This is a genomic window from Micromonospora sp. CNZ322 (genome assembly GCF_007827755.1).
Genome location: NZ_VITD01000003.1, coordinates 213,275 through 238,851 on the forward strand (window position 1 = coordinate 213,275; position 25,577 = coordinate 238,851).

Here is a 25,577-nt window from a genome sequence, read left to right on the forward strand (position 1 = left end):
GCGCGCAGTTCCTCCCCGAGCCCCCGTCGCTCGGACCACATCAGGTCCGAACGGCGGGGGCTCGGCCATGTCCTGATCTGTGCGCATCTGTCACGTCGCCGACAGCACCCTCCACCACCGCAACCTGCGACGCCGGTCCGCCGTCCTCCTTGCGACGGGGTGGGAACGAGGGGGGTCGGCCGTGCGGGACGCGCAGAGCTTCGATGACTTCTACCGCAGCACCGCCCGGCGGACGCTGCGGTACGGCTATGCGGTCGCCGGCGACCACAGCGAGGCGCAGGACCTGGTGCAGGAGGCGTACACCCGGGCCTGGCGGCAGTGGGGGCGACTGTCGTCGCATCCGGCGCCGGAGGCGTGGCTACGGCTCGTGGTGGCCCGGCTGGCGACGGACCGCTGGCGGCGTCTGCACCGTTGGCGGGTGGTGCTGAGCCGTACCGGACCACCAGCGGTCGCACCCCCACCCAGTGAGGACGGGGTGCTCCTGGTCGGGGCGCTCCGGCAGCTGCCCGCCACGCACCGGCAGGCGCTGGCCCTGCACTACCTCTTCGACATGTCCGTCGAGGAGATCGCCCGGGAGATCGACGTCCCGGTCGGCACAGTGAAGTCCTGGCTGTCCCGAGGCCGGTCCCGGCTGGCCGCGCTGCTGCCCGACCTCTGCGCCGTGGAGTTGGAGGCGAACGATGTCAGTTGAACTCTCTGACCTGTACCGGTCGCTCAGCACCGTCGCGGACGGGCAGGAGCTGACCCATCCCGAGTCGCTTCGGCGGCTCGCCGACCGGCGGGCCCGAGCCCGGATAGCCGGCTCGACGCTCGCGGTGGCGCTGCTCGTGGGCGGGGTGGCCGTCGGTGGCCGACTGGCGTACCCGGCGGACGGCTCCGCGCCGCTGCCGCCGCCCGCCGACACCCCTGGCCCGGTGCCGACCGGGGCGACCGCGACGTCCGGGCCGTCACCCACGCCGACCCCGGCGTCGACACTCTCGTCCCCGCCGCCGTCGCGGACCACCACGAGCGGTACGCCGTCGCAGCCGGCCACCGGACCGGCGGCACCTCGGCCGCCCACATCGATCCCGGACCGTGCCTTCTTCGTGCTGGCGGCCCAGAACCGGACCGGGCTGGAATCTTCGGGGGACGGTCCGGCACTGCCGACGCTGTGCGGGACGCGCCTGTCCAGCGACTCGGCCATGGTCCAACGCCGTGGCCGCTACCTGGCCTACAAGTTGTCGGAAACGCCGACGGGGCACGTGCCGGACGGCAGCTACCGGCACACCATCACCATCTACCGGCCAGGCCGCGCCGACGACGCGTTGCGGGATCTGCGGCAGGCCGTGCGCGGCTGCCCCGACCAGAAGCTGCCCGACGACAGCAGGACGTGGCGACAGCGGCTGCTGGCCTCGGGGGTGTACGGGGACGAGTCGGTGCTGTTCGAGATGCGAGCCCCGATGCCGGACGGGATGGGCGAACCGGGTACGGAGGAGATTCGGCTGGTCCGGGTGGTCCGGGTCGGTGACGTGGTGACAGTGCTCTGGGAGCAGGGTTGGGAGCACACGGCGGTCGTTCGGTCCCAGGTCGACGCTGACAGTCGACGGGCGGTCGCGGCGATCGAGAACTGGCTCGACTGACAATGCCCAGGTCAGAGCTGTCCGTGTCGGCGGTATCGCAGTCGCTTTGCGGTGTCCCGGGTCGGTGCGCTACGGTTATCGAGCCGACGCGGGGTGGAGCAGCTCGGTAGCTCGCTGGGCTCATAACCCAGAGGTCGCAGGTTCAAATCCTGTCCCCGCTACGAGAGAAACACCAGTTCAAAGCCCGTCTCCGGTTTGCCGGAGGCGGGCTTTCGGCATTCCGGGGTGCCGGCCACAGGGGATGGAGACCCCACTGATCATCGTCCAGAACGGGTGAGTTAGTCTTAACCAGTCGACGCGGGGTGGAGCAGCTCGGTAGCTCGCTGGGCTCATAACCCAGAGGTCGCAGGTTCAAATCCTGTCCCCGCTACCACTGAAAGTGATATGAGTCCGGCCCCCAAACTGTGGGGGCCGGACTTGTTTGGCGCCGCTGTCGCAATGATGGGCCCCGGAGGGCCGGCACCTCGTCGGCACCGGCCCCGGGGGGGGGGGCTACCGCAGGCCGAAGGCCCGGGTGATGGTCTGGGTGACACCGCCACCGTTGCGCTGCTTGGCGGTGACCCGGATCGACACGAAGTCGGCAAGGTGCGGCGCGTTCAGCGACGCCTGCCAGGTGCCCTTCTTCTCCCGCAGGTCCTGCCGCTGCCAGCTCACCCCGTCGTCGTAGGAGATCTCCAACTGGAGTGACGACACGGCGTCCCGAGCCGCGGTGCTGCCCACCACCACTGGCGTGATCGAGAAGTCGGTTCGGCGCTTCGACCGACCCGCGAAGTCCACGTCGGTTCCGTAGTCCAGTTGGACCAGCGGGATGGCCTGCACCTCGGTGCTGCCGCCGGAGACGAAGCTCCACTCGGTGTGCGTGGCGGTCGAGTACGGGCTGAACTCGGGCTTGCCAGTGGTCTCGACGACCAGTCGGTACGGCAGCTTCTCCGGCGACAGGTCACCCGCGCCGACCTCCGGCCAGCCGTCGAACTGGGTCAGCTGCTTGTCGCCCTGATAGAACGTGGCGATCTGCGACATGCTGGCCCCGCCGCTGTGGGCGGCGCCCGCGTCGCCGAACCCCTGGATGTAGGCGCTCATGGCGGTCTCACCACGGAACGGGATCTCGGTGCTGAGCAGCCGTGGCCGGGTGATGGGCCCGAACCAGCGGTCCTTCTGCACGCTGCCCGGCCGGTACGCGATGGCCTCCGTGTTGGACCGCGCCCAGTCGGCGACGTCGGCGTACTGCATCCACTTGATGCCGCCACCCGCGGAGACCCAGTCGGTACGCTGCCCCGGCTCGACCGGCTCGAACGGGAACGGCCGCGCCGCCGCGTACTCGTACGGCGGGAAGTCCATTCGGGTCTCGCTGGACTGCTTCCCCGGGGGCGGGGAGAAGGTGAGATCGATCCGGGCGAGGTTGCGCGGGTCGGTCTTGGCGGACGGGTCCTTCGGCACCCCGCCACTGTGGTAATCCACCAGGTCGTACAGGTACTTCGCCCTGGGGTGGGCGACCACTACCAGTCGTACCGGGTTGCGGCCCGCGGCGGTGATCTTCTGGATCAACGCCTCGCCCTCGTCCATGGTCACCGAGGCAACCGGGATCGGTCCGGTCGTCACGGCGTCGGGGTTGCCGTACCAGTCGCTCCTGCGGCCCGCCCGGTCGTTGACCACGACGAGCATCGCCGCACCGGCGGTGTGCGCCGCCGCTGCCTGGTCCGCGGGGGTCACCGAGTCGTTGGCGCGGACGACCACGGCCCTGCCGCGGGCGGAGACGCCGGCGTAGTCGGCGGCGCCGCCGACGCCCGCGAAGACGGCGTCCAGACGCGAGGTGCCGTCGGGCAGCGGCGGGGAACCGGGCTGCGCGAGCGGGTCGCTGAGGTGCCGGCCGTGATAGCTGATCGCCAGCGGCGTCTGCTCGGCGCGGATCCGGGTGGTGAAGACGAAGCTGCCCCTGCGCACCTTGTCCCTGGTCGGCAGGGCCCACAGGCTGTCGTAGGCGGCGCCCGGCCAGAACGTCTCGCGGAGGGCGCTCCAGTCGGCGGGTGTCGGTTCGCTCGAGGTGAAGGAGCGGTAGACGTCGATTCTGCTGTTGACGACGGCGGTCGGCTGGGGTGTCGCCACCTTCACCTGGCGGGCTCGCGCGGCGTCGAGTTCCACGACCCGGTTGGTGGTCAGGTCGACCTCGGGAGCGGTCAGCATCGCGAGCCCGAGGGAGCGGGGCCCGCGCAGACCCTCCACGTCCGCCGCCGTGACGACGGTGTAGGAGCCGGGCGCCAGGCGGGCGGTGAGCTTTCCGTCCGGCACCCACATGAAGGCGGAGCCGGTCTCGGCGTTGACGACCTCGACCTCGCCGCTCATGGGCCGGCCGGCGCGGTCCTTCAGGTGGATGGTGAGGTCGTACTTCCTGGACTCGACGGCGACCCCGACGGCGGTGTGCACCTCGCCGGCGGCGAAGCGGGCCGTGACCTGGGCGGAGTACCTGCCGGTGGGAAGGCCGGCCGGGGCCACCACGACGTCGACAGTCGCGCTGGCCCGGGCGGGCACCGTGACGCGGTCGGCGGTTGCCGTGAACGTCTGCGCGGGGGAGGTGCCGTGGTCGACGGAGAGCTCCAACGCGATCGGGCTGTCAGTGGTGTTGGTGTAGGTGATCGTCCGCTTGATCGGCTGTGGTGTGCTGCCCCAGCCGACGAGTCCGGCGTCCACCGACCCGGACGCGACGACCTGGTCCTGGTGGTAGGCGGCGGCGACGTTCAACCGACCGCTGCCGCCCTGGTAGGCGTCGTAGTCGGGCGTGCGGACGCTGGTGCTCATCAGGGCGTCCTTGATCTGCCGCGCGCTCCACGTCGGGTGCTTCTGCACCAGCAGGGCGGCCGCCCCGGCGACGTGCGGCGCTGCCATCGAGGTGCCACTGTCGGTGTAGTAGTAGCCCTCACCCCAGGAGATGTGCTGCGAGCGTGCCGCCAGCACATCCACCCCGGGAGCGGTCATGTCCGGCTTGAGGGCCTCGTCGTTCATTCGGGGTCCGACGCTGGAGAAACCCGCCAGGTGGTCGGAGGTGTCCACCGCGCCGATGGTCAGCGCGGCGTCCGCGGTGCCCGGCGCACCGAGGGTGTACGGGTCTGGTCCGCTGTTGCCGGCGGCCACGACGAAGAGCGCGCCCGTCTCGGCGGTCAGCTGGTTGACGGCCTGGCTCAACGGGTCGTCCTGGGTGTGCCAGGCGCTCACGCCGAGGCTCATGTTGATCACTCTGGCGTGCTCGGCCCGCGCCGCCCACTCCATGCCCGCGATGATCCCCGAGATGGACCCGCTGCCGTACTCGTCGAGGACCTTGCCGATCACCAGGTCGGCGTCGGGGGCCACGCCCCGTTCCCTGCCGCCGGAGGCGGCGCCCGTCCCGGCGACGGTGGAGGCGGTGTGGGTGCCGTGCCCGTTCCGGTCGATCACGTCCTGGCCGGGGATGAAGCTCCGGGAGGCCACCACCTGGTCGGCGAGATCCGGGTGGGTGGTGTCCACCCCGCTGTCCAGGACGGCGACCCGGACACCGCTGCCGGTGCCACCCGCGGCCCACGCCGCGGGCGCGCCGATCTGGGCGGTGGTGTCGGCCAGGGTGGCCTTCGCCTTGCCGTCGAGCCACACCCTGTCGACGCCGGCCGCGAAGGAGGGTGCCGGGGTGGCGGCGCTGCGGCCGGTCGGCGACTGTCCATCGGTGAGGGCCGACCAGAAGTCCGCTGCCTGCGATCGGCGGGTGCGGATCGCCTCACCACGGACGGAGGGAAGCTCCAGCGTGGTCCGCGCGCCCGGCAGCGTGGTGCCGGCCCTGAGCTTCGCCGCACCCGTCGTGCGGGTGACGATCAGGGGGAGTTCAGCGGTCCGAGCGTCGTCGTAGCCCTGGGCGATGAGCTGGGTGACGTCGAACAGCTGCTTGTCGAGTCGACCGGTGGCGAGGTACGGCAACGCCTCGTCCGGGTACACGTAGGTGTCCCGGCCCTCAGTGGAGACGCGTACGGAGCCGGTGGCGCCCGGGGCGCGCTTGACATCCACCGATCCGGTTGCGCCGTGGACGCCCGGGGTCACCGTCACCCGGTCGCCGGTGATCAGCGTGACCGTGACGGGTGTGCGGTCCGCGTCGCCGCTCGGAGCGGGTCTCGTCGGCGGCGGTGGGGGCGGTGGGGCGCCGTGCGCCGCCGTGGGGGTGAGGAGAGCGGCGACGAGGGTGACGCCGACCGCTGCCGCCGCAGATCTTCGGGTGCGAGAGATCCGCGCACTGTCTACAGAGTTGAGCATGAGGCGAATCCGATCACCTCGAGAGATTCATGTAAAGATCATCATCTTTGCCGGGACGTTGCGAGCGCGTTGCGCCCCGGCCGGAGAGCTTCCGGACGATCCGGTCCCGTGATTCGGCGTGGACCGACGTGCCGAGGTTGCGCCCTTCGGCGAGGATGGGCACATGTCTTCATTCGGTAAGTGGTGGGGCCGCCTGAGCGCGGTCTTCGGTGCGGTCGTACTGGCGGTGTTCGTGCCCGTCGCGGCCTGGGCGTCCACGGGCACCGGCGAACTCGTGGTCGAGGCCGCCCGGCGGCGAGGCCGCAGTGGCTTCGGGGTGCTCCCGCTGCTCTGCTGCCTGGTGGTGGTCGCGATCGTCGTGTTCCTGGTGTTGCGTCTGATGCGCAACCGCCGGGGTGGCCCGCCGCGCTGACCGGGCCCGAGGCGTCGACGGGTCACCAGCGGCCGGCTCCGTGCCGGCCGCCGGTGCTCACACCGCCAGGGCCGCGATGGCCTGGGACAGGAAGCGCGCGGTGGCCTCGCGGGTGCCGTCGCGCTTGACGCGGATGCGCTCCGCGGCGGTGACCAGCAGGGTGCGCACCTTGGCGTGCCCCTTGGGCGGCGGCGCCGGTGCAGGCCCGAGCAGGTCGGCGATGCTGGCGCCGAACTCGGCGGCACGTCGCTGCGCCGGGTCGGTGATGCTGCCCTCAACGTAGCGGCGGACCTGGGCACTGGCGTTCAGCCCCCGCTCGTGGCCGAGAACGGCGCCAACCTCACCATTGGTGGTCAGAAAGTTGATCACGTCGGCGACCGCGTCCGGGTGGCGGGTGCCCCGAAACGCCGCCCAGTACATCGACGCTCGCGCCCACTGGGCCCCCGGCGGGCCGGGAATGCCGACGATGCCCAACTCGGACTCGGTGAGTCGTTGCAGCTCCGGTAGCTGGTGCGACCAGGCGAAGGACGCCGCCGTCACCCCGTTCACCACGAGTTGCCGGGCCGGCTCGCCGCTGTCGGCCTGCTCGACCAGGGCCGCGCTCGGCGTGGCTCGGCCCCGGCGGGCCCGCTGCCACAACTCGAACCACGCGATCAGCTCGTCCGCGCCGAAGCCGAGCTGGTTGCCCCGGTAGAACTCGCCGCCCTGCGACCGCAGCCAGAGCCAGAGCGCCCGGTAGTCGCCCGACCCGTCCATGGTGCCGGCCACCCGGCGGTCGCTGGCCTCGGTGACCTGCGTGGCCCAGGAGATGTAGTCGGCCCAGGTCATCCCTGCGCGGGGCTCCGGCATCTCCAGCTCCCGCAGCAGGTCCCGGTTGAACACCACCACGGCGTGGGTCTGCCCGGCGGCCACCGCCATCGTCCGCCCCTCCACCGTGCCGTAGCGGATCAGACCCTCCGGCAGGCCCCGAAGATCCAGGTGGTGGTCGGTGAGGTCGAGGATGACCTGACGTTGGGTGTACTCGGTCAACATGGCGTCGTCGATCTGGATCAGATCCGGTACGTTGCCGCCGCCCGCCTGGGTGGCCAGTCGGTCGTAGTAGCCGTCGGCACCCTGCCAGGTGACCCGGAAGGTGACCCGGGGGTTGCGATCCGAGTAGAGCCGCAGCGCCTTCTCGGTGAGCTCGGCCCGCTTGGTGCCACCCCACCAGAAGACCGACAGCTCGACGGGCCCGTCCTGGGTCGAGGTGGCGGCGCCGTCGGTGCACCCCGCCAGCCCGCCGGACGCGAGCAGAGGTGCGCCGAGCAGCGCGCCGAGCAGTCGGCGCCGGCCCGGGTCGGCACCGAGGCGGTCGAGCGGGGGTCGAACAACGGGCACGGGGCTCTCCTGGACCTACGGGGGTGGCGGTCGGACCATTCACGCAGGCAGCGCACGAAGGTGTCAACGTCCGTCCGGTCACCCTCGGCTGGGTGGTCGAATCAGGCCGTTCCACTGTCGCGTGGTGTACTAGGGCGCGTGGAACTTCTGCACTCGGGCAAGGTCCGGGACGTCTACGCCGACGGCGACGACCTGATCCTGGTGGCCTCGGATCGCATCTCGATCTACGACGTGGCGCTGCCGACGCCGATCCCGGACAAGGGTCGCCTGCTCACCGCGCTCTCGCTCTGGTGGTTCGAGCAGCTCGCCGACCTCGTGCCGAACCACGTCATCTCGGCCACCGACGTGCCCGCCGAGTTCGCCGGGCGGGCCATCCGCTGCCAGCGGCTGGACATGGTTCCGGTCGAGTGCGTCGCTCGCGGTTACCTGACCGGCGGCGGCCTGCGGGAGTACGAGCAGACCGGCGCGGTCTCCGGCGTACCACTGCCGCGAGGGCTGGGCGAGGCGTCGATCCTGCCCGAGCCGATCTTCACACCGTCGAGCAAGGCGCCGATGGGACAGCACGACGAACCGATCACGTACGACGACGTGGTGGACAAGGTGGGTCAGGCCACCGCCGAGCGGCTGCGGCAGATCACCCTCGACATCTACCGGCGCGGCGCCGAGCTGGCCGCCGACCGGGGCATCCTGATCGCCGACACCAAGCTCGAGCTGGGTTGGGCACCGGACGGCACCCTGGTCCTCGCCGACGAACTGCTCACCTCCGACTCGTCGCGGTTCTGGCCCGCCGAGTCGTACCAGCCGGGCCGGGTGCAGTTCTCCTACGACAAGCAGTACGTGCGGGACTGGGCCACCGGCAGCGGCTGGAACAAGCAGGCCCCCGCCCCGGACATGCCGGCCGAGGTGGTCGAGGCGACCCGGGCTCGCTACATCGACGTCTACGAGAAGCTCACCGGCAACCGCTGGGAGTGACCGCCGCAGCGGCGGTCACTCCACCCAGTCGAGGGTGCGCTGCACGGCCTTGCGCCACTGGCGCAGCTCCTTCTCGCGCAGCTGCGGGGCCATGGCCGGCTCCCACTGCGCGTCGGAGCGCCACTGCGCCCGCAGGGTGGCCAGGTCCGGCCAGAAGCCGACCGCCAGACCGGCCGCGTACGCGGCGCCCAGGCAGGTGGTCTCGGTGATCCGGGAACGGACCACCGGCACGTCGAGCACATCGGCGAGGAACTGCATGAGCAGGCCGTTCGCGGTCATCCCGCCATCCACCCGGAGACGGCGCAGTGCCACATCCGAGTCGGCGTTCATCGCGTCGACCACCTCGCGGGTCTGCCACGCCGACGCCTCCAGCACCGCACGCGCCAGGTGCCCCTTGGTGATGTAACCGGTCAGGCCGGCGATCACCCCGCGGGCGTCGCTGCGCCAGTGCGGGGCGAACAGTCCCGAGAACGCCGGCACCACGTAGCAGCCGCCGTTGTCGTCCACGGTGCGGGCCAACTCCTCCACCTCGGCGGCCGTGGAGATCAGCCCGAGGTTGTCCCGCAGCCACTGCACCAGCGAGCCGGTGACCGCGATGGCGCCTTCGAGGGCGTACGCCGGTGGTTGGTCCTTGATCCGGTAGGCGACAGTGGTGAGCAGGCCGTGCGTCGACGGGACCGGGCTGGCGCCGGTGTTGAGCAGCAAAAAGCTGCCGGTGCCGTAGGTGCATTTCGCCTCACCCGGCTGGAAGCAGGTCTGCCCGAACAGGGCGGCCTGCTGGTCGCCGAGCGCACTCGCCACCGGCACCCCGGCGAGCACCCCGCCAGCCGTGCCGTACACCTCGGCGGAGCAGCGGATCTCCGGCAGCATCGCCGCCGGAACACCCATCGCGTCCAGCAGCTCCGGGGCCCAGTCCAAAGTCGTGAGGTCCATCAGCATGGTCCGGCTGGCGTTTGTCACGTCGGTGACGTGCTCGCCGGTCAGCTTCCAGATCAGCCAGCTGTCCATGGTGCCGAAGAGCACCTCGCCGCGCTCGGCGCGCTCGCGCAGGCCGTCGACCTCGTCGAGCAGCCAGCGCAGCTTCGGCCCGGCGAAATAGGTGGCCAGCGGCAGGCCCGTGCGGGCCCGGAACCGCTCCTCGCCGTACGCCGAGGCGAGCTCGCGCAGCAGCGGCCCGGTCCGGGTGTCCTGCCAGACGATGGCGTTGGCCACCGGGCGGCCGGTGGCCCGGTCCCAGACGACTGTGGTCTCCCGCTGGTTGGTGATGCCGACGGCGGCCAGCCCGGACGCGTCGGTGCCGGCGGCCCGCAGCGCCTCGGCGACCACCTGCTCGACGTTGTCCCAGATCTCCTCGGCGTCGTGCTCCACCCACCCCGGTCGAGGGAAGATCTGCCGGTGCTCGCGCTGGGCCACGGCGACGATGTCCCCGGCCCGGTCGAAGACGATGCACCGCGAAGAGGTGGTGCCCTGGTCGATGGCGGCGACGTACTGGGGGGTCACCGCAGCACCGTACCCGGACGGCGGCGCGGCGCGACAGGCGTCACGGCGGGTTCCGGCCCGCCGCCGTCGGCGGCCGTCCGCTTCCCCTACGATGTGCGAACGTGCGCGACATCGCAGTTTTCAGTGGAACCGCCCATCCCGACCTGGCTGCCGAGATCTGCGCCCACCTGGGGGTGCCGCTGCACCCGGTGCGGGTCTCCCGGTTCGCGAACGACTGTCTGGAAGTCCAGTTGCAGGCCAACTGCCGGGAGCGGGACGTCTTCCTGATCCAGCCGTTGGTGCCGCCGGTGCAGGAGCACCTGGTCGAGCTGCTGCTGATGATCGACGCCGCCCGGGGCGCCTCCGCCGGTCGGATCACCGTGGTGCTGCCGCACTACGCGTACGCCCGGTCGGACAAGAAGGATGCGCCACGGATCTCGATCGGCGCGCGGCTCGTCGCTGACCTGCTCACCTCGGCCGGGGCGGACCGGGTGCTCGCGATGACCCTGCACTCGCCGCAGGTGCACGGCTTCTTCAGCGTCCCGGTGGATCACCTGCACGCGCTGCGGGAGCTGGCCACCCACTTCCGGCGCTACGACCTCAGCAACACCGTTGTGGTCTCGCCCGACCTGGGCAACGCCAAGGAGGCAGCGGCGTTCGCCCGGCTGCTCGGCACGCCGGTCGCGGCCGGGGCGAAGCAGCGGTTCAGCGACGACCTGGTCAAGATCAGCGCGGTGATCGGCGACGTGACCGACCGGGATGTCATCGTGCTGGACGACGAGATCGCCAAGGGCAGCACGGTGGTCGAGCTGATGGAGCATCTGCGCGGCCTGAAGGTCCGGTCGATCCGGCTCGCCTGCACGCACGGCCTCTTCTCGGGAGACGCGTTGCAGCGGCTCAGCGACCAGGACGGCGTCCTGGAGATCGTCTGCACCAACACGGTGCCCATCCCGGCCGCCAAGCGGGTCCCCAAGTTGCAGGTCCTGTCGGTGGCCCCCGCCCTTGCCGAGGCGACGCGCCGGATCCACAACGGAGAGTCCGTCTCCGCCCTCTTCGCCTGAACCGCCCCCGCTCCTTGCCCCCGCGATCTTGCAGCTTCTGTGTCAGAATGAGCGGTTTTAGACGATTCGTCGGGACAATAAGTGCAAGATCGCGCGAAGAGGGGGCGCGTGGGGGGGTCAGCGCGGGGTGTGACTGTGGTTGGTGAGGCCCGTGGTGATGCGCACGGTGGTGCCGGCGGTGCCGGTGACGACCTCCATCGCGTCGGTCAGCTCGCGGGCCAGCCAGAGGCCCCAGCCGCCGGCGGTGTCCGGGGCGGGCCGACTGCGGTCGCCCAGCCGTTGCGGGCTGATCCCGTGCCCGTGGTCGGCGACCTCGCAGACCAGCACACCCGACTCGTGCCAGAGCCGCAGCCAGCCGCGCCCGCCACCGTGTCGCACCGCGTTGGTGATCAATTCGTTGATCGCGAGCACGAAGTCGTCCAGCCGTTGGCCGCTCAGACCCGAGGCATGCGCGCAGGAGGTGACCGAGTGTCGAATCTCGGTCACCTGGGCCTGGTCAAAGGCTTCGGCGATCAGGAGGGCAGGTTCGATGGGCACAACCGTACGCCGTGCGTGCGGGTCTGCGTTCGTCATGGGCCCGTCCCGGCGGCGCATCTCGGAGTATTTCGCGGCTTTTCCACCGTACGTCAGGGTTTCCCGAACCGCACTCGCTGCTCGCCGTGCGCCAGCCAGGTTGTGGCATCCTGACCGCCATGCCGTCGCCGCCGGGTGGGTTCGAGGTGCCGCTGTGGCGTGCGCTCACCGTGTTCAGGCTGGCCTCCCTGGCGTACGTCTGCGCGCTCGCGGTGCGCGACGCCGACCGGTACGCCCACCCGTACGCCGTCGGCGCCCTGATCCTGCTGATGATCGCCTGGACCGGCGCGACCGCGATCGGGTACGCCCGACCGGCCTGGCGGCGCTGGCCGCTGCTGCTGGCCGACCTCGGGGTGGTCATGGCCATCGTGCTGGCCACCCCGTGGGTGGTCGGCCGGACGGCGCTCACCCACGGCGTACCCACCCTGGGGGTGGCCTGGATGGCCGGCCCGGTGCTGGCCTGGGCCGTCTCAGGTGGCCGGCGACGGGGCACTGTCGCCGCGCTGCTGGTCGCCGGCGCGGACCTGGCCACCCGGGACCGGATCGGCCAGTCCTCGTTCACCGGGGTGATCCTGATGCTGCTCGCCGGAGTGGTGGTCGGGCACGTGGCCCGGCTCGCGGTGAGCGCCGAGGAGCGGTTGCAGCGCGCGGTGGAGCTGGAGGCCGCCACCCGGGAGCGGGAGCGGCTGGCCCGGGACATCCACGACTCGGTGCTCCAGGTGCTGGCGCTGGTGCAGCGGCGCGGCGCGGACCTGCCCGGGGAGGCCGGCGAGCTGGCCCGGCTGGCCGGCGAGCAGGAGGTTGCCCTGCGGGCGCTGATCGCCGGCGCCGGCCCGGCCGCGAGCCTCCCGGACGGCGGCGAGGCGGTGGACCTGCGGACCCTGCTCGGCCGGTACGCCTCCGCGGCTGTGGCGCTCTCCGCCCCGGCCACCCCGGTGCCGCTGCCCCGACGGGTGGCCGGAGAGTTGGCGGCCGCGACCGGCGCGGCACTGGACAACGTGGGGCGGCACGCCGGTGGGCGGGCCTGGGTGCTGATCGAGGACGAGGGGGCGACGGTGACCGTGTCGATCCGTGACGAGGGGCCGGGCATCCCGGACGGTCGGCTGGACGAGGCGGCCGCCCAGGGTCGGCTCGGCGTGACCCAGTCGATCCGGGGCCGGGTGGCCGACGTGGGCGGCACGGTTCGGATCGTGTCCGCCCCCGAGGCGGGCACCGAGATCGAGCTGAGCGTGCCGAGGTCAACGCGGTGAACCCGATCCGGGTGATGGTGGTGGACGACCATCCGATGTGGCGGGAGGGCGTCGCCCGGGACCTGACCGAGGCCGGTTTCCTGGTGGTGGCGACCAGTGGCGAGGGACGACAGGCCATCCGGGTGGCCGCCGCCGCCCGGCCCGACGTCGTCGTTCTCGACCTGCAACTACCCGACATCTCCGGCGTCGAGGTGATCCTGGGGTTGCGCGCGGCACTGCCCGCCGTACGCGTGCTGATGCTCAGCGCCAGCGGCGAACAGCAGAGCGTGCTGGATGCGGTCAAGGCCGGGGCCACCGGTTACCTGGTGAAGTCGACAGCGCCCGCCGAGTTCCTGGAGGCGGTGCACCGCACCGCGGCCGGCGACGCGGTCTTCACCCCCGGCCTGGCCGGGCTGGTGCTCGGCGAGTACCGCCGGCTGGCCGCCGGACCGGGGCGGGGGACCGGCCCGGCCGGCGCTGCCGAACCCGTTACGCCCCAGCTCACCGAACGGGAGACGGAGGTGCTGCGGCTCGTGGCGAAGGGGATGTCGTACAAGCAGATCGCCCAGCGGCTCGGCCTGTCGCACCGCACGGTGCAGAACCACGTGCAGAACACCCTGGGCAAGCTGCAACTGCACAACCGGGTCGAGCTGACCCGGTACGCCATCGAACGCGGTCTGGACGACTGAGCGGACGTCAGACCGAGCGCGGCGGCTCCGTCTCGTGGATGGCCAGCTCCTCGGCGGTCGCTCCGCCCCCGGCCGATCCGGCGTCGTACGCCACCGAATCGGTCTCCTGGTCGGTGTGCGACCCCTCGTCCGGTTCCACCAGCCGGCCCACCGTGGCGTCGGCCACAGTGCCGAGCTGACCGTGGTCGTAGAGGGAGACCGGTGAGTTCGGGTCCGAGGTCGGCCCGGGATCCATCACGTCGGCGTCCAGCTGAGCCTCCGCCGCGGCTTCCAGGTTGTCCGCCTCGAAGGCGATCTTCGGGTCGATGGTGCCGGCCAGCGGGTCGTCCGCCGGGCGCTCGTAGACCTCGCGGTCGAGCTTGTAGTCCAACGACTCACCGTCGAGCTGCTCCTCGGCGGTCGTGCCGAACCGGTCCACCGCCACCGGCGTCCGATCGCCGGGCAGTTGGGCCGGGTCCGGGCCGTCCGCCTCGCGCCCGGTGAGGACGTCGTCGTTGGCGGTCGAGTCGTCATCGGCGGTGTCGGGCAGCCCTTGCGCCTCGGTGTCGGACACGGGGGTCGGGTACTCGTTGTCGCGCATGTCTGATCACTACCCGCTGCCCTGCCGCCATAACCGGACGACCTTCGGCGGTACGCCGCCGAACCGGGCGGCGACGGCGAAAGCGCCGTCAGGCGGCCTCGTCGTCCGGGTGCAGCACGCACCAGACGACCTTGCCGTCCGGTACGGCGCTGCTGCCCCAGCGGCGGGTCACCGTGTCGATCAGCAGCAGGCCCCGGCCGCCCACCCGGTTCGGTGGGGATATCCCGGCGAACGTCGGCCGACGCGGGGAGTGGTCCCGAACCGCCAGGTGCAGGGTGCTGTCCTGGGGTGCCAGCCGAACCGTCATCGGGGTCCGGGCGTGCGCCACCACGTTGTTGACCATTTCGGTGACCGCGATGCACGCCGGGTCGGTGAGCGTCGGCATGCCCCAGCGCTCGCAACCTGTGGTGACCAGCTCGCGCGCCTGCCGGGCGGCCCCCACCGCCGGAGCCAGGTCGGCGGTGAGCACCGCCGCCAGTGGTGTCGCCGCCACAGCGGCCAGCGCCCCGTCGAGCGTCGGCCAGGCCGGCACCCCGGCGAGCGCGGCGTCCGGATGGGCGGGCCCGTCGACCGCCGGGTCACACAGCAGCAGGTCCGCGGCGGGCCAGTCGGCGACCTCCCGGCGTACGTCGGCGAAGACGCCGCGCCCGGCCGGGTCGACGACCCGCAGGCCGGTCACGTCGGCCACCACCGGGCCGGGCCGGGCCAGCAGACGGGCGAGCAGCGCGCCGCGTACCGCCTCGGCACCAGCGGCATCGAGCACACCGGTCAGCCGGACCACCGCTGACGACTCGTCGATTTCCACGAGACAGCTCGACATGATCGCCCCATTGTGCGCGCCGGTGACGGTGAGCGCATTCGGGCGCTCGACATCGGCCATCAGCGGTCCGACCGGGAGCGGCGGTTGATGGCCGCCAGGGTGCCGACAGCGGTGCCGGCGGCAGCCAGACCGAACGCGGCGGTCATCCGCACCAACTGCCGCCGCCGACCGTGCCAGCCACCGTCCTGGCGCGCCAGAGCATCGGCGTCGAACACGTTGCCGCTGCTGTCCACCCGGGCGCCCGGGCCGAACTGGGTGCGGTGGGCGTACCAGCCGAGGGTGCGCTCCACCAGCGCGGGCGCCAGCCGCCACTGCAGGCCGATCAGCCGGGCCGCGCCGCCGGCGTACGCCTCGCGGCGGGGCCGGCGCAGCAACCGGACGATGGTCTCGGCGACCATCTCCGGCGGGTAGATCGGCGGAGGCGCCACCAGTTCCCGGCCGCTGTGGTTGCCGGTGTGCCGGAAGAACGGGGTGTCGATCGTGGCCGGCAGCACTGTGCAGACGGAGATGTGACCGCGACCGGTGACCCGCAGCTCCTGTCGGACGGTGTCGGCCAGCCCGCGGATGCCGTGCTTGGAGGCGTTGTACGCCGACTGGTACGGCATGGCCACCTCGGCCAGCACCGAGGCGTTGTTGACCAGCACACCACCACCGGCGGCGCCCAGGTAGGGCAGTGCCGCCTTGATGCCGTGCACCGCCCCGAGCAGGTTGACCTCCAGCACCCGGCGGAACTCGGCGACCGGGATCTCGTCGAACAGCCCCACGGCGCTCACCGCGGCGTTGTTCACCCAGGCGTCGATCCGGCCGAACTCGGCCGCAGCCTGCTCGGCCAGCCGCCGCACCGACTCCAGGTCGGTGACGTCGGTCGGTACGACCAGCGCCCGGCCGCCCAACTCCCGGCAGCGCTGCGCGACCTGTTGCAGGGCGGGCTCGCTGCGGGCGGCCAGCACAACGGCGGCACCCCGGCGGGCCAATGCGTACGCGGTCGCCGTGCCGATCCCGCTGGACGCGCCGGTGATCACCACGGTCGAATCGTCGAGACTGCGGGTCAGCGGCATTCCTGAGCGGTACCCCCGGCCGGCCCTGGTCACACCGGCCACGGCTTGTGGATCATCGTCGAACCCCGCTGTCGTGTGCCGCCTGTGCTTGCCGTGGCGCAAGTGTCGGTGGCACTCGCGCTGACTGTTCCTGATCTGCCAGGTTTCGGCTCCGCGTCGCGGGGTTAATGGGACGCTCTGACCGGGAGGACCACCGCCGAGGAAAGATCGCAGGGAGGTGACCCATGCGCGTCGGCCTCGTCTGCGCGCACGCCAGTTCCTACCGCCACGCCGACGGCCCGCCGGTCGGCACCCGACAGCACACCGCGAGGGTCGCCGCCGAGCTGGCCGAGCGAGGCCATGACGTCCGGCTCTACGTACGCCGGGACGACCCGACGCTGCCGGCGACGATGAACGTCGACGGCTACCAGGTGCACCAGGTGCCCGCCGGCCCGCCCACCCCGCTACCCACCGTCGAGCTGATCCCGTACGTGACGGAGGTCGGCCGTTGGCTGGCCGACGAGTGGTCGGGTTCCTGGCGGCCAGAGGTGGTGCACGGGCACTACTGGGTCGGTGGCCTGGCCGCCGCGCACGCCGTCCGGGAGACCGACATTCCGGTGGTGCAGACGTTCCATTCGCTCGGCATCGAGCAGCTGCGTCACCTGGGCGGCCACTACGACGGGCCGGGCCAGCGGATCACGCTGGAGCGCGCATTGACCAGGGCGGTCGACATCGCCGTGGCCCAGTCCAACGACGAGGTCGACGAGCTGACCCGGATGGGTCTGCAACGCAGCTCGGTCGCGTTGGTGCCGGCCGGCGTCGACATCGACCTGTTCCATCCCGACGGCGAGGCAGCACCGCGCGAACAGCGGCCCCGCATCCTCTCGGTGGGCTCGCTGGCCGCCGGGCACGGCCAGGAGGACCTGATCCGGGCGATGCGGCTGGTCGGTGACGCCGAGCTGGTGATCGCCGGTGGGCCGCCGGTCGACCAGTTGGCCAACCATGCTGAGGCACGACGCCTGCGCGAGCTGGCCGAACAGCTCGGCGTCGTCGACCAGGTACGGCTCGTCGGGGCGGTGCCGCACGACCAGATGGCCACCTGGTACCGGTCGGCGGACGTGGTCGCCTGCACGCCGCACTACTCCTCGGCGGGGCGGGTCTCGCTGGAGGCGATGGCCTGCGGGGTGCCGGTGATCGGCTACGCGATGGGCGGCCTGGCGGACGCCGTCGTCGACGAGGTCACCGGTCGCCTGGTGCCCCCCGGTGACGTACGGGCACTCGGGGTGTCGCTGCGCCGTCTGCTCGCCGACAACGCCGGTCGGTTCGCGTACGGGCACGCCGCGGTGGACCGGGTGCGCAGCAGTTACACCTGGGAGCGGACCGCCGGTGCGTTGGAGCGCCTCTACGAACGGGTGGTCAGTCGCCGCAAGCCGGTCGAGGCCTGAGTCGGCGGTGCTGCGACACCTCTGCCGTGATGCGGTGCCGGACGGTCAGCCCGGCCGGCCGGCACCGACCATGGCGGGGTCCCGACGGCGTGCCACCGAGCGGTGCTGCTGCGGTTCGGCGTACCGGGTCAGGCCGATCACCGCGGCCAGGGTCACCAGGAAGCCGACCGCGGCCAGCCACTCCCGCCCCGGCCAGATCTTGTCGTTGAGCAGCAGCAGGCCGACGATCGCGGCCGGCACCGCGCCGGCGGCGTCCATCGCGGCGACCGCGGCGGTCGTCGAGCCGCGCTGCATGGCCAGACCGAGCAGCAGCTGACCCACTATCGAGTGGGCGATCAGCAGGTAGAACAGCGGGTCGGCGAGGAACGCCTCGGCGGACGGCGCGGATGCCAGTGGCCGGGCGGCAACCGCGGCCGAGCTGAACGCCAGCCCGGCCAGTGAGCCGAGGGCCACCGAACCCGGTGCCCCGTGCAGCCGGACGGCGAAGAAACCGAGCACCGCGATCACGCCCAGCGCCACCAGCAGGGCGATCGAGCCGGCGGTGCCGAGCTGCTTCGACGGTGCCGGCCGGGCGGACAGCACCAGCGCGGTGATCCCCGCGAAGAGCAGCGCCAACAGCACCACCTCCGCCGCTGGCAGCCGCCACTTCAGCACCAGCACCCCGAGGATGGCGGTCACCCCGAGCCCGGCGGCCACGCTGGCCTGCACGAGGAACAGCGGCAGGTCCCGCCGGGCCAGGAAGGCGAGCACGAAACCGCCGATCTGACATCCGAGGCCGATCAGGTACGTCCGGTGCCCGGCGAGGCGCAGCAGCAGGCCCGGATCGAAGGTGTGGTGGACCGTGGTGCGCGCCGCCGCCACCGACTGGAGCAGGTTGGCGAAGCCGTACGCGACGATCATCGCCGCGAGAAAGCACCAACCGGAGGAGACCACCTGGCGAGGATAGAGGTTGCCGGGGGTCAGCGCTCGGCTGGTCGATTGAGGCGGGCGAGGATGTCGGCGTGCAGCACACCGTTGGTGGCCACCACGCTGCTGTCGGTGCCCGGAACCCCGGCGGGGGCCGGCTGTCCGGCCAGATCCGTGACCGTGCCACCCGCCTCAGTGACGATCGGCACCAGCGCCGCCACGTCCCACAGTGACAACTCCGGCTCGGCCATCACGTCCAGTGCCCCCTCGGCCAACAGCATGTAGCCGTAGAAGTCCCCGTACGCCCGGCTGCGCCAGCTGTCCCGCATCAGGTCGAGCACGGCGTCGAGCCGCCCGGCCTCCTCCCACCCGTTCAGCGACGAGTAGCAGAAGCTGGCATCCGCGACCCCACGCACCGCGGACACACCGATCCGCTCGCCGGCCGCGGGGCCCGGCCCGGCGTACGCGCCCGCACCCGCGCTGGCCCACCAGCGTCGTCCGAGCGCCGGTGCGGACACCACGCCGACCGCCGGCCTGTCGCCGTCGTAGAGCGCGATCAAGGTGGCCCAGATCGGCACGCCACGGACGAAGTTCTTGGTGCCGTCGATCGGATCGATGATCCATCGGCGGCCGTTCGGGTTGGCGGACGACTGAGCGCCGTACTCCTCACCGAGCAGCCCGTCGGCCGGTCGGTGCTCGGCCAGCAGGACACGGATCTCCCGCTCCACGGCGGTGTCCGCGTCGGAGACCGGGGTCAGGTCGGGCTTCGCCTCGACGCGCAGGTCGAGCGCCCGGAACCGGGCTGTGGCGATGGCGTCGGCCCGGTCGGCGAGCAGATGGGCGAGGGCGAGGTCGTCGGCGTACCCGGTCATGCCGGCAACCTAGCCCACACCCGTCGGGTCACTCGTCGGGGCCGCGCCGGTCACCCTCGCCGGGGCCGCGCTGGTCGCTGTCGCCGCGCGAGTCACCCTCGCCGGCACGGGAGGCGAGCAACCGACGGTACGAGGCCAGCCGGCGCGGGTCGGCCTTACCGGCGGCCACCCAGGCGTCCAACCCACACTCGGCCTCGTCGGCGGTGTGGGGGCAGTTCGGTGGGCAGTCGACGGTGCCCTCGACCAGGTCCGGAAAGCCGTGCAGCAGGCTGTCGGCCGAGACGTGCGCCAACCCGAAGCTGCGGATCCCGGGGGTGTCGATGATCCAGCCCGAGTCGGTGTCGATCCCGTGCACCGGTGGCAGCCGCAGCGCCACCGCGCTGGTCGAGGTGTGCCGGCCCCGGCCGATCGCGCTGACCACGCCGACCGCGCGCAGCGCGTCCGGAACGAGGCGGTTGACCAGCGTCGACTTGCCCACCCCGGAGTGCCCGACGAGCACCGACACCTTGCCGCTCAGCAGCGCACGGAGCGCGTCGAGGTCGGAGTCGGGGCGGTTGAGCACGTAGGGCAGCTCCAGCTCGGTGTAGTAGCCGAGCACCTCCTCCGGCCCGGCCAGGTCGGCCTTCGTGAGGCAGAGCAGCGGCTCGACGTCCGCGTCGTACGCGGCCACCAGGCAGCGGTCGATGAACCCGGTGCGCGGCGGTGGGTCGGCCAACGCGCTGACGATCACCAACTGGTCCGCGTTGGCCACCACGACCCGTTCCAGCCGGCCCTCGGCGGTGGTCTCGTCGTCGTCTGCGGTGCGGCGCAGCACCGAGCGGCGTTCGGCGATCCGGACGATGCGGGCGAGAGCGCCCTCCGCGCCGGACGTGTCACCGACCAGGCTGACCCGGTCACCGACCACCACAGACTTGCGGCCCAACTCGCGGGCCCGCATGGCGGTCACAGTGGGCAGCTCGGCGCCGACCACGCCGCGTTCGGCCCCGGAGAGCACGCAGGTGTAGCGCCCCCGGTCGACGGCGATGACGAACCCGTCGACCGCGTCGGCGTGCTGCGGGCGGGTGCGCGTACGCGGGCGCGACGACTTTCCGGGTCGGACCCGCACGTCGTCCTCGTCGTACTCCCGCCGTTTGGTCGCCAGGACCTGTCCTCTTCTCGCGTCAGCTCTTGCCGGTCACCATCGCTGACCATAGTGCCGGGAACTCGGGCATGGTCTTGGAGGTACACCCCACGTCGTCCACCTCGACGCCCGGAACGGCCAGCCCGGCCACCGCGGCGGCGTGCGCCATCCGGTGGTCGTGGTAGGTGCGGAAGACCCCGCCGCGCAGCGGTCGGGGCCGGATCTCCAACCCGTCCGGTGTTTCGGTGATGTCCGCGCCGAGCCCGCCGAACTCACGCGCGAGCGCGGCGAGCCGGTCGGTTTCGTGCCCACGGATGTGCCCGACGCCGGTGAACACCGACGGCGAGTCGGCCAGCATGGCCAGCGCGGTCAGCACGAGGGTCAGCTCGCCGACGTCGGACAGGTCGGCGGTCAGACCGTGCACCACGCCGCTGCCACGGACGGTCAGACCGTTGGTGGAGAGGGTGACCTCACCGCCCATCCGCTGCAGCAGCGAGCGGAGTTTCTCGACCGGCTGCGCGCTGCTGTGCGGCCAACCCTGCAAGGTGACCTCGCCGCCGGTGACCAGGGCGGCGGCGAAGAACGGCACGGCACCGGAGAGGTCCGGCTCGATGTCCCAGCCGCGCCCGGTGAGCGGGCCGGGCTCGATGGCCCAGACGTCGGGGGTGCTGTCGTCGACAGCCGCGCCGGCGGCCCGCAGCATCTGCACCGTCATCCGAAGGTGCGGCGCGGAGGGCACCGGCGGGCCGACGTGGCGGACCACGACGCCCCGGTCGAAGCGCGGGGCGGCCAGCAACAACCCGGAGACGAGTTGGCTGGAGGCGGACGCGTCGATCACGACCTCGCCACCGGTGATCCGGCCGGTGCCGAGCACTGTCAGCGGCAGGCTGCCGGTGCCGGTGACGTCGATCCGGACGCCCAGCGAGCGCAGCGCGCCGACCAGCGGGCCGAGTGGCCGGGTGCGCACGTACGGGTCACCGTCGAAGGTGACCTGCCCGTCGGCCAGGCCCGCCACCGGCGGCACGAACCGCATCACGGTGCCGGCCAGCCCGACGTCGACGTGGGCGGGGCCGGCCAGCGGGTGCGGTCGGACCAGCCAGCGCTCGTCGTCGCTGATCGAGACGTGCGCACCCATCGCCCGCAGGCCGGCGGCCATCAACTCGGTGTCACGGGCGCGCAGTGGCCGGGCCAGCGTCGACGGGCCGGCGGCCAGCGCGCTGAGCACCAGGGCCCGGGCGGTCATCGATTTGGAACCGGGCAGGCGCAGCGTCGCCGCCACCGGGTCGGATGCGGTCGGTGCGGTCCACGGCTGCGGCGGCCGGGTCGCGGTCAGGTTGCCCACGGTTACATTCTGCCGTGTCGGCGGGCGGGCGGCGGCGCCCGGCGTTCGTACTCCCGGTTGGCGGGACAGCCGACGGGGCCTCCGACGCGTTAGCGTGTGCCCCATGTGCGGCAGGTACGCGACGACCCGGAGCTCCGGCGAGCTGAGCGCGCTGTTCGAGTCGTCCGACGACTCCGACGGCCTGGTCCGAGCGGACCACAACGTCGCGCCGACCGACCCGGTGCCGCTGGTCCGGGTCAGCCCGGAGGGGCACCGCAGCCTCTGTGTCGGCCGCTGGGGTCTACTGCCGCACTGGTCCCGGTCCGCCTCGGGAGCCGCTCGGATGATCAACGCGCGGGCGGAGACGGTGGCCACCAGCCGGGCGTACGCCGGCTCCTTCTCCCGTCGCCGTTGCCTGGTCCCGGCCGACGGCTGGTACGAGTGGGTCCGGTTGCCCGACGGCGGGCGACAGGCGTACTTCATGACCCCCCGGGACGGCTCGGTGCTCGCGCTGGCCGGCATCTGGTCGGTCTGGGAGTCCGACGCCGAGACCCGGCTCACCTTCAGCGTGCTGACCACCGCGGCGCTCGGCGACCTGGCCGAGGTGCACGACCGGATGCCGGTGCTGCTGCCCCCTGAGCGGTGGTCGTCGTGGCTCGCGCCGACCGACGAGCCGGGGCGGCTGCTCACCTCGGCGTCGGCGGAGCAGTTGGCGGGGTTGGAGATCCGCCCGGTGGGTGCGGCGGTGGGAGACGTTCGCAACGACGGGCCACAGCTGACTGCGCGGGTGGCGGTGGCGCCGACGGTGTCACCGCAGGAGCTGACCCTGTTCTGACGCCGCCGTGCATCGTCGGCCGCCGATTTGCCAGGGTTCCGCGCGATTCGTCTCCTGGCTGTTCAGTCATGTTCCCGGCAGACCCTTGTCCCGGTGTTGTGAAGTGCGATAGAACACAGCGCCGGTAGTGGCTGTCGGTCCGCACGGGGCGGACGACGTCCACAGCTTTTGCCGGTCCCACGGGGGAGGTGGGTGGATGACACGGGCACGTATGCCGCGCCCGCACGAGGTGGCAGCGGCGCGGCGAGATCCGCGACTGCTGCGGGCCGTGCGGGAACGGCGACAGGACGACGCTTGGCGCACCAGAGGAACCTGCCAGAGCGTCGATCCGGAGACATTCTTTCCGGCACCGAACGAGCCGGCGGACGCCGCCGTCGCGCTGTGTCGCAGTTGTGACGTGCAGGGGTCCTGCCTGGCCTGGGCCCTCGACGTCGGTGACTGTCACGGCGTGTGGGGCGGCACCACGCCGCGGGAACGACGGGCGATGCTGGTCGCCTGGCGCGGCGAGGTCGAACCCGATCCGGACGCCATCGACGATGCCGGCCCGCCGGTGCGCGATCGCCTGCTCGCCCTGGTCCCGCTGAGCTGATCGGCGGCCCGGTTCGCACCCGACGCCCGTCCGGCGGCGCAGAATAGGCCGGTGCCAGCCAGCAACGAGATCGACACCCCGCGCGGTCCGGCGCGGATCGACACCGACCTGCCGGTCCGCCCGGCCACCGCCCTGCTCGTCCTCGGGCACGGCGCGGGCGGCAGCGTCGACGCGCCCGACCTGCTCGCGGTCCGGGACGCGTCGGTGGCGGCCGGCCTGGCGGTGGTCCGGGTGACGCAGCCCTACCGGGTCGCCGGTCGACGTGCGCCGGCACCGGCAGGTCACCTCGACGAGGCCTGGACGGCGGTGCTCGCCGAGCTGCGTGACCGGCACGCCGACGTGCCGACGGTGGTGGTCGGTGGGCGTTCAAGCGGCGCACGGGTGGCCTGTCGGACGGCCCGTGCGGTGGGCGCGGTGGGCGTGGTCGCGTTGGCCTTTCCACTGCACCCGCCCGGCCGGCCGGAACGATCGCGCGCCGCTGAACTGGGCACCGGCCTGCCGACGTTGGTCGTCAACGGCGACCGGGATCCGTTCGGGACGCCGGAGCCGGGACCGGCCGTGCAGGTGGTGAGCCGTCCCGGTGAGACGCACGACCTGCGCCGGGATCCGGCCGGCACCGCCGCCGCCGTTCGCGACTGGCTGTCCGCCCAGGGCTGGGCGGCCAGCTGACCCGTCGCGCCCGGCTCGCCGGGGCGACCGTTTCCGGGGCGGGCACGGGTCGTTGCATCCGATGGTGCCGCCGGCCCGAGCAGAGCCGGTGACACCAGTCCTCCCAGGCCCTTCCTGGTCCCAGCGCCGGCCGCCGTCGGGGCCGGGACCAGGAACGGGGAGGGGCCGGACGGAATGCCCCAGTGGTCATCTCGCGTTACTACCCCCGGACGACTTTTCTGTGAGGGGGTGACCGGTGCCAACCGAGACACGAAGCCTGGAACGGGACGAGCGGGACGCCCGGCAGCTGAAGCGGCTGCTGGATGGCCCGGAGTGGCCCGCGACGGCGGGACCGGGCGGGGTGGGTGCGGTGAGCACGGGCACACCGGCCGGAAGTGAATCTGCGGGCAGGTCCGTGCGCGTATCCTCGGCGGGAAAGCATCCGACGCGAGGGGATGTGCGGTTGACCACCGAGAAGACGGACGAGCGCAGGGCCCGATTTGAGCGGGACGCGATGCCATTCGTCGATCAGCTCTACGCTGCTGGGCTGCGAATGACACGCAACCCGGCGGATGCCGAGGACCTGGTCCAGGAGACGTACCTGAAGGCGTACGCGGCCTTCCACCAGTTTGAGCAGGGCACGAACCTCAAGGCCTGGCTCTACCGGATCCTGACCAACACCTACATCAACTCCTACCGCAAGCGGCAGCGCCAGCCGATCCAGGCGCCCACCGAGGAGATCACCGACTGGCAGCTCGCCGAGGCCGAGTCGCACACCTCAAGCGGGTTGCGCTCGGCCGAGACGGAGGCACTGGACCGGCTGCCGGACAGTGACGTCAAGGAGGCCCTCCAGCAGTTGCCGGAGGAGTTCCGCCTGGCCGTCTACCTCACCGATGTCGAGGGCTTCTCCTACAAGGAGGTCGCGGACATCATGGGCACGCCGATCGGCACCGTGATGTCGCGTCTGCACCGGGGCCGTCGTAATCTGCGCAAGCTGCTCGAGCGTTACGCGGGGGAGCGGGGCTTCAGTGCAGCCCGCTCGGCGAAGGGCTCGACCGCCGCTGCCGGCCGGGAGGTGTGACGTGAGCTGTGGGGAGCCGCACGAGACGGACTGCCGCGAAGTGCTCGCGGAGGTGTATCTCTACCTGGATCTGGAGTGCGCCGACGAGCGCCGCTCGCTGATCCGGCACCACCTGGACGAGTGCGGGCCCTGCCTGCGCGAGTACGGGCTGGAGCAGGAGGTGCGGGCGTTGGTGGCGCGTTGCTGTGGCAACGAGACCGCGCCGGATCAGCTGCGCGAGCGGCTGCGGGTCAAGCTCACCGAGCTGGTGGTTTTCGAGACCAGCGACTCCCGTGAGCTGGCCGACTGATCGTCTGAGCTGGCCGACCGAGCGTCGGCACGAGCTGGCAACACCGGTGGCCCGGGTCGATGTCGACCCGGGCCACCGGTGTGCCCGGCCCTTCGGCCGGGTCGAGCTGAGCGGCGACGGGCAACCGGCCCGTCGACCCGTTCAGGAGTTGGGACGCTTGCCGTGGTTCGCGGCGTTCTTCTTACGAGCCTTCTTCTTCCGGGACTTCTTCGCCATGCTGACCTCCTCGTGATGGGTCGGATCCGTCCTGCGCACGACCTCGGCGCGGATGCGGCCACCGGCGGTCCGGCGTCGGGTCCGACCCGCTGATGGTAGTGCTGTCGACACCCGCCGCCTTCCCCAGGGCGGGCCTGCCAT

At 72.1% G+C, this 25,577-nt stretch carries 25 protein-coding genes, 2 tRNA genes and 1 pseudogene; 16 read left to right on the plus strand and 12 right to left on the minus strand.

The window, feature by feature from the left end; genetic code table 11:
• The first annotated feature begins 181 nt into the window (after positions 1-181).
• From FB453_RS09595 to FB453_RS09610, 4 genes are all read left to right on the plus strand, one after another.
• Positions 182-691: a SigE family RNA polymerase sigma factor gene (locus FB453_RS09595; RefSeq protein ID WP_145789245.1), complete on the plus strand. Its 510-nt coding sequence runs from the start codon at positions 182-184 to the stop codon at positions 689-691.
• Entirely contained in the window at positions 681-1,619 is a 939-nt protein-coding gene (locus FB453_RS09600) for a hypothetical protein (protein ID WP_145789247.1), read from the plus strand. Before FB453_RS09595 ends, FB453_RS09600 begins: the two co-directional genes overlap by 11 nt.
• Before the next feature lie 87 nt (positions 1,620-1,706).
• Positions 1,707-1,780 (plus strand) — tRNA-Met (locus FB453_RS09605).
• A 135-nt stretch (positions 1,781-1,915) separates the two neighbouring features.
• A tRNA-Met gene (locus FB453_RS09610) sits at positions 1,916-1,992 on the plus strand.
• Between the two features lie 119 nt (positions 1,993-2,111).
• Here the strand turns inward: FB453_RS09610 and FB453_RS09615 are convergent.
• Positions 2,112-5,885: a S8 family serine peptidase gene (locus tag FB453_RS09615; RefSeq protein ID WP_145789249.1), complete on the minus strand. Its 3,774-nt coding sequence runs from the start codon at positions 5,883-5,885 to the stop codon at positions 2,112-2,114.
• A gap of 163 nt (positions 5,886-6,048) precedes the next feature.
• On the opposite strand from FB453_RS09615, the gene FB453_RS09620 reads away from it, so the two are divergent.
• Positions 6,049-6,297, plus strand: a complete 249-nt coding sequence (locus FB453_RS09620) for a hypothetical protein (RefSeq protein WP_030336617.1) — start codon at positions 6,049-6,051, stop codon at positions 6,295-6,297.
• A 57-nt stretch (positions 6,298-6,354) separates the two neighbouring features.
• Here the strand turns inward: FB453_RS09620 and FB453_RS09625 are convergent, their stop codons facing one another.
• Positions 6,355-7,674, minus strand: coding sequence for an extracellular solute-binding protein (locus FB453_RS09625; RefSeq protein ID WP_145789252.1), 1,320 nt, complete (start codon positions 7,672-7,674; stop codon positions 6,355-6,357).
• Between the two features lie 138 nt (positions 7,675-7,812).
• Here FB453_RS09625 and FB453_RS09630 point away from each other — a divergent pair, with 138 nt between their 5' ends.
• Positions 7,813-8,646 carry a phosphoribosylaminoimidazolesuccinocarboxamide synthase gene (locus FB453_RS09630; RefSeq protein WP_145789254.1) on the plus strand — a complete coding sequence of 278 codons (834 nt, stop codon included), beginning with the start codon at positions 7,813-7,815 and terminating at the stop codon, positions 8,644-8,646.
• Positions 8,647-8,661: 15 nt separating this feature from the next.
• Here the strand turns inward: FB453_RS09630 and glpK are convergent, their stop codons facing one another.
• Complete coding sequence (glpK, locus tag FB453_RS09635) at positions 8,662-10,146, minus strand: glycerol kinase GlpK (protein ID WP_145789258.1); 1,485 nt, start codon at positions 10,144-10,146, stop codon at positions 8,662-8,664.
• A 101-nt stretch (positions 10,147-10,247) separates the two neighbouring features.
• Here glpK and FB453_RS09640 point away from each other — a divergent pair, with 101 nt between their 5' ends.
• Complete coding sequence (locus FB453_RS09640; protein WP_091406120.1) at positions 10,248-11,186, plus strand: ribose-phosphate diphosphokinase; 939 nt, start codon at positions 10,248-10,250, stop codon at positions 11,184-11,186.
• A 117-nt stretch (positions 11,187-11,303) separates the two neighbouring features.
• Here FB453_RS09640 and FB453_RS09645 read toward each other — a convergent pair whose 3' ends face one another.
• On the minus strand, positions 11,304-11,759 hold the full coding sequence (locus FB453_RS09645; protein ID WP_145789261.1) for an ATP-binding protein: 456 nt from the start codon (positions 11,757-11,759) through the stop codon (positions 11,304-11,306).
• A 119-nt stretch (positions 11,760-11,878) separates the two neighbouring features.
• Between FB453_RS09645 and macS the strand changes: the two genes are divergently transcribed.
• Positions 11,879-13,009 (plus strand): MacS family sensor histidine kinase, encoded by a 1,131-nt coding sequence (gene macS, locus FB453_RS09650; RefSeq protein WP_145789263.1) that lies wholly within the window; start codon positions 11,879-11,881, stop codon positions 13,007-13,009.
• A 14-nt stretch (positions 13,010-13,023) separates the two neighbouring features.
• A complete protein-coding gene (locus tag FB453_RS09655; protein WP_112583792.1) occupies positions 13,024-13,677 on the plus strand; it encodes a response regulator in 654 nt (217 codons plus the stop codon).
• Positions 13,678-13,684: 7 nt separating this feature from the next.
• Here FB453_RS09655 and FB453_RS09660 read toward each other — a convergent pair whose 3' ends face one another.
• The 3 genes from FB453_RS09660 to FB453_RS09670 all read right to left on the minus strand — a co-directional run bounded on the left by FB453_RS09660 (position 13,685) and on the right by FB453_RS09670 (position 16,135).
• Positions 13,685-14,257 carry a DUF5709 domain-containing protein gene (locus tag FB453_RS09660; RefSeq protein ID WP_112583682.1) on the minus strand — a complete coding sequence of 191 codons (573 nt, stop codon included), beginning with the start codon at positions 14,255-14,257 and terminating at the stop codon, positions 13,685-13,687.
• Positions 14,258-14,345: 88 nt separating this feature from the next.
• Positions 14,346-15,137: an ATP-binding protein gene (locus tag FB453_RS09665; RefSeq protein WP_145789266.1), complete on the minus strand. Its 792-nt coding sequence runs from the start codon at positions 15,135-15,137 to the stop codon at positions 14,346-14,348.
• A complete protein-coding gene (locus FB453_RS09670) occupies positions 15,137-16,135 on the minus strand; it encodes an SDR family oxidoreductase (RefSeq protein WP_112583791.1) in 999 nt (332 codons plus the stop codon). The genes FB453_RS09665 and FB453_RS09670 overlap by 1 nt, the downstream gene beginning before the upstream one ends.
• 224 nt (positions 16,136-16,359) lie before the next feature.
• Between FB453_RS09670 and FB453_RS09675 the strand changes: the two genes are divergently transcribed.
• Positions 16,360-17,559 (plus strand): glycosyltransferase, encoded by a 1,200-nt coding sequence (locus FB453_RS09675; RefSeq protein ID WP_112583680.1) that lies wholly within the window; start codon positions 16,360-16,362, stop codon positions 17,557-17,559.
• On the opposite strand, the pseudogene FB453_RS09680 reads toward FB453_RS09675, so the two are convergent.
• From FB453_RS09680 to aroA, 4 genes and pseudogenes are all read right to left on the minus strand, one after another.
• Positions 17,517-18,459 (minus strand): annotated as a pseudogene (locus tag FB453_RS09680) (hypothetical protein). The gene FB453_RS09675 and the pseudogene FB453_RS09680 overlap by 43 nt on opposite strands.
• A 59-nt stretch (positions 18,460-18,518) precedes the next feature.
• Positions 18,519-19,337, minus strand: a complete 819-nt coding sequence (hisN, locus tag FB453_RS09685) for a histidinol-phosphatase (RefSeq protein ID WP_145789268.1) — start codon at positions 19,335-19,337, stop codon at positions 18,519-18,521.
• Positions 19,338-19,365: 28 nt separating this feature from the next.
• Complete coding sequence (gene rsgA, locus FB453_RS09690) at positions 19,366-20,442, minus strand: ribosome small subunit-dependent GTPase A (RefSeq protein ID WP_145789271.1); 1,077 nt, start codon at positions 20,440-20,442, stop codon at positions 19,366-19,368.
• A 55-nt stretch (positions 20,443-20,497) separates the two neighbouring features.
• Complete coding sequence (aroA, locus tag FB453_RS09695) at positions 20,498-21,799, minus strand: 3-phosphoshikimate 1-carboxyvinyltransferase (RefSeq protein ID WP_145789273.1); 1,302 nt, start codon at positions 21,797-21,799, stop codon at positions 20,498-20,500.
• A 103-nt stretch (positions 21,800-21,902) separates the two neighbouring features.
• On the opposite strand from aroA, the gene FB453_RS09700 reads away from it, so the two are divergent.
• From FB453_RS09700 to FB453_RS34125, 6 genes are all read left to right on the plus strand, one after another.
• Entirely contained in the window at positions 21,903-22,613 is a 711-nt protein-coding gene (locus FB453_RS09700) for an SOS response-associated peptidase (protein WP_145789275.1), read from the plus strand.
• A gap of 196 nt (positions 22,614-22,809) precedes the next feature.
• Positions 22,810-23,202 carry a WhiB family transcriptional regulator gene (locus tag FB453_RS09705; RefSeq protein ID WP_091406097.1) on the plus strand — a complete coding sequence of 131 codons (393 nt, stop codon included), beginning with the start codon at positions 22,810-22,812 and terminating at the stop codon, positions 23,200-23,202.
• Positions 23,203-23,253: 51 nt separating this feature from the next.
• Positions 23,254-23,871, plus strand: a complete 618-nt coding sequence (locus tag FB453_RS09710; protein ID WP_112583675.1) for an alpha/beta hydrolase family protein — start codon at positions 23,254-23,256, stop codon at positions 23,869-23,871.
• Between the two features lie 235 nt (positions 23,872-24,106).
• The gene (locus FB453_RS09715) at positions 24,107-24,931 is read left to right on the plus strand and encodes a sigma-70 family RNA polymerase sigma factor (RefSeq protein ID WP_112583674.1); all 825 of its coding nucleotides are present in this window, start codon (positions 24,107-24,109) and stop codon (positions 24,929-24,931) included.
• 1 nt (position 24,932) lies between these two features.
• Entirely contained in the window at positions 24,933-25,220 is a 288-nt protein-coding gene (gene rsrA, locus FB453_RS09720; protein ID WP_030490399.1) for a mycothiol system anti-sigma-R factor, read from the plus strand.
• Positions 25,204-25,452: a hypothetical protein gene (locus tag FB453_RS34125; RefSeq protein ID WP_186718177.1), complete on the plus strand. Its 249-nt coding sequence runs from the start codon at positions 25,204-25,206 to the stop codon at positions 25,450-25,452. Before rsrA ends, FB453_RS34125 begins: the two co-directional genes overlap by 17 nt.
• On the opposite strand, the gene FB453_RS34820 is transcribed toward FB453_RS34125, so the two are convergent.
• Positions 25,362-25,577, minus strand: coding sequence for a 50S ribosomal protein bL37 (locus tag FB453_RS34820; RefSeq protein ID WP_444948798.1), 216 nt, complete (start codon positions 25,575-25,577; stop codon positions 25,362-25,364). The two genes, FB453_RS34125 and FB453_RS34820, sit on opposite strands and share 91 nt — an antisense overlap.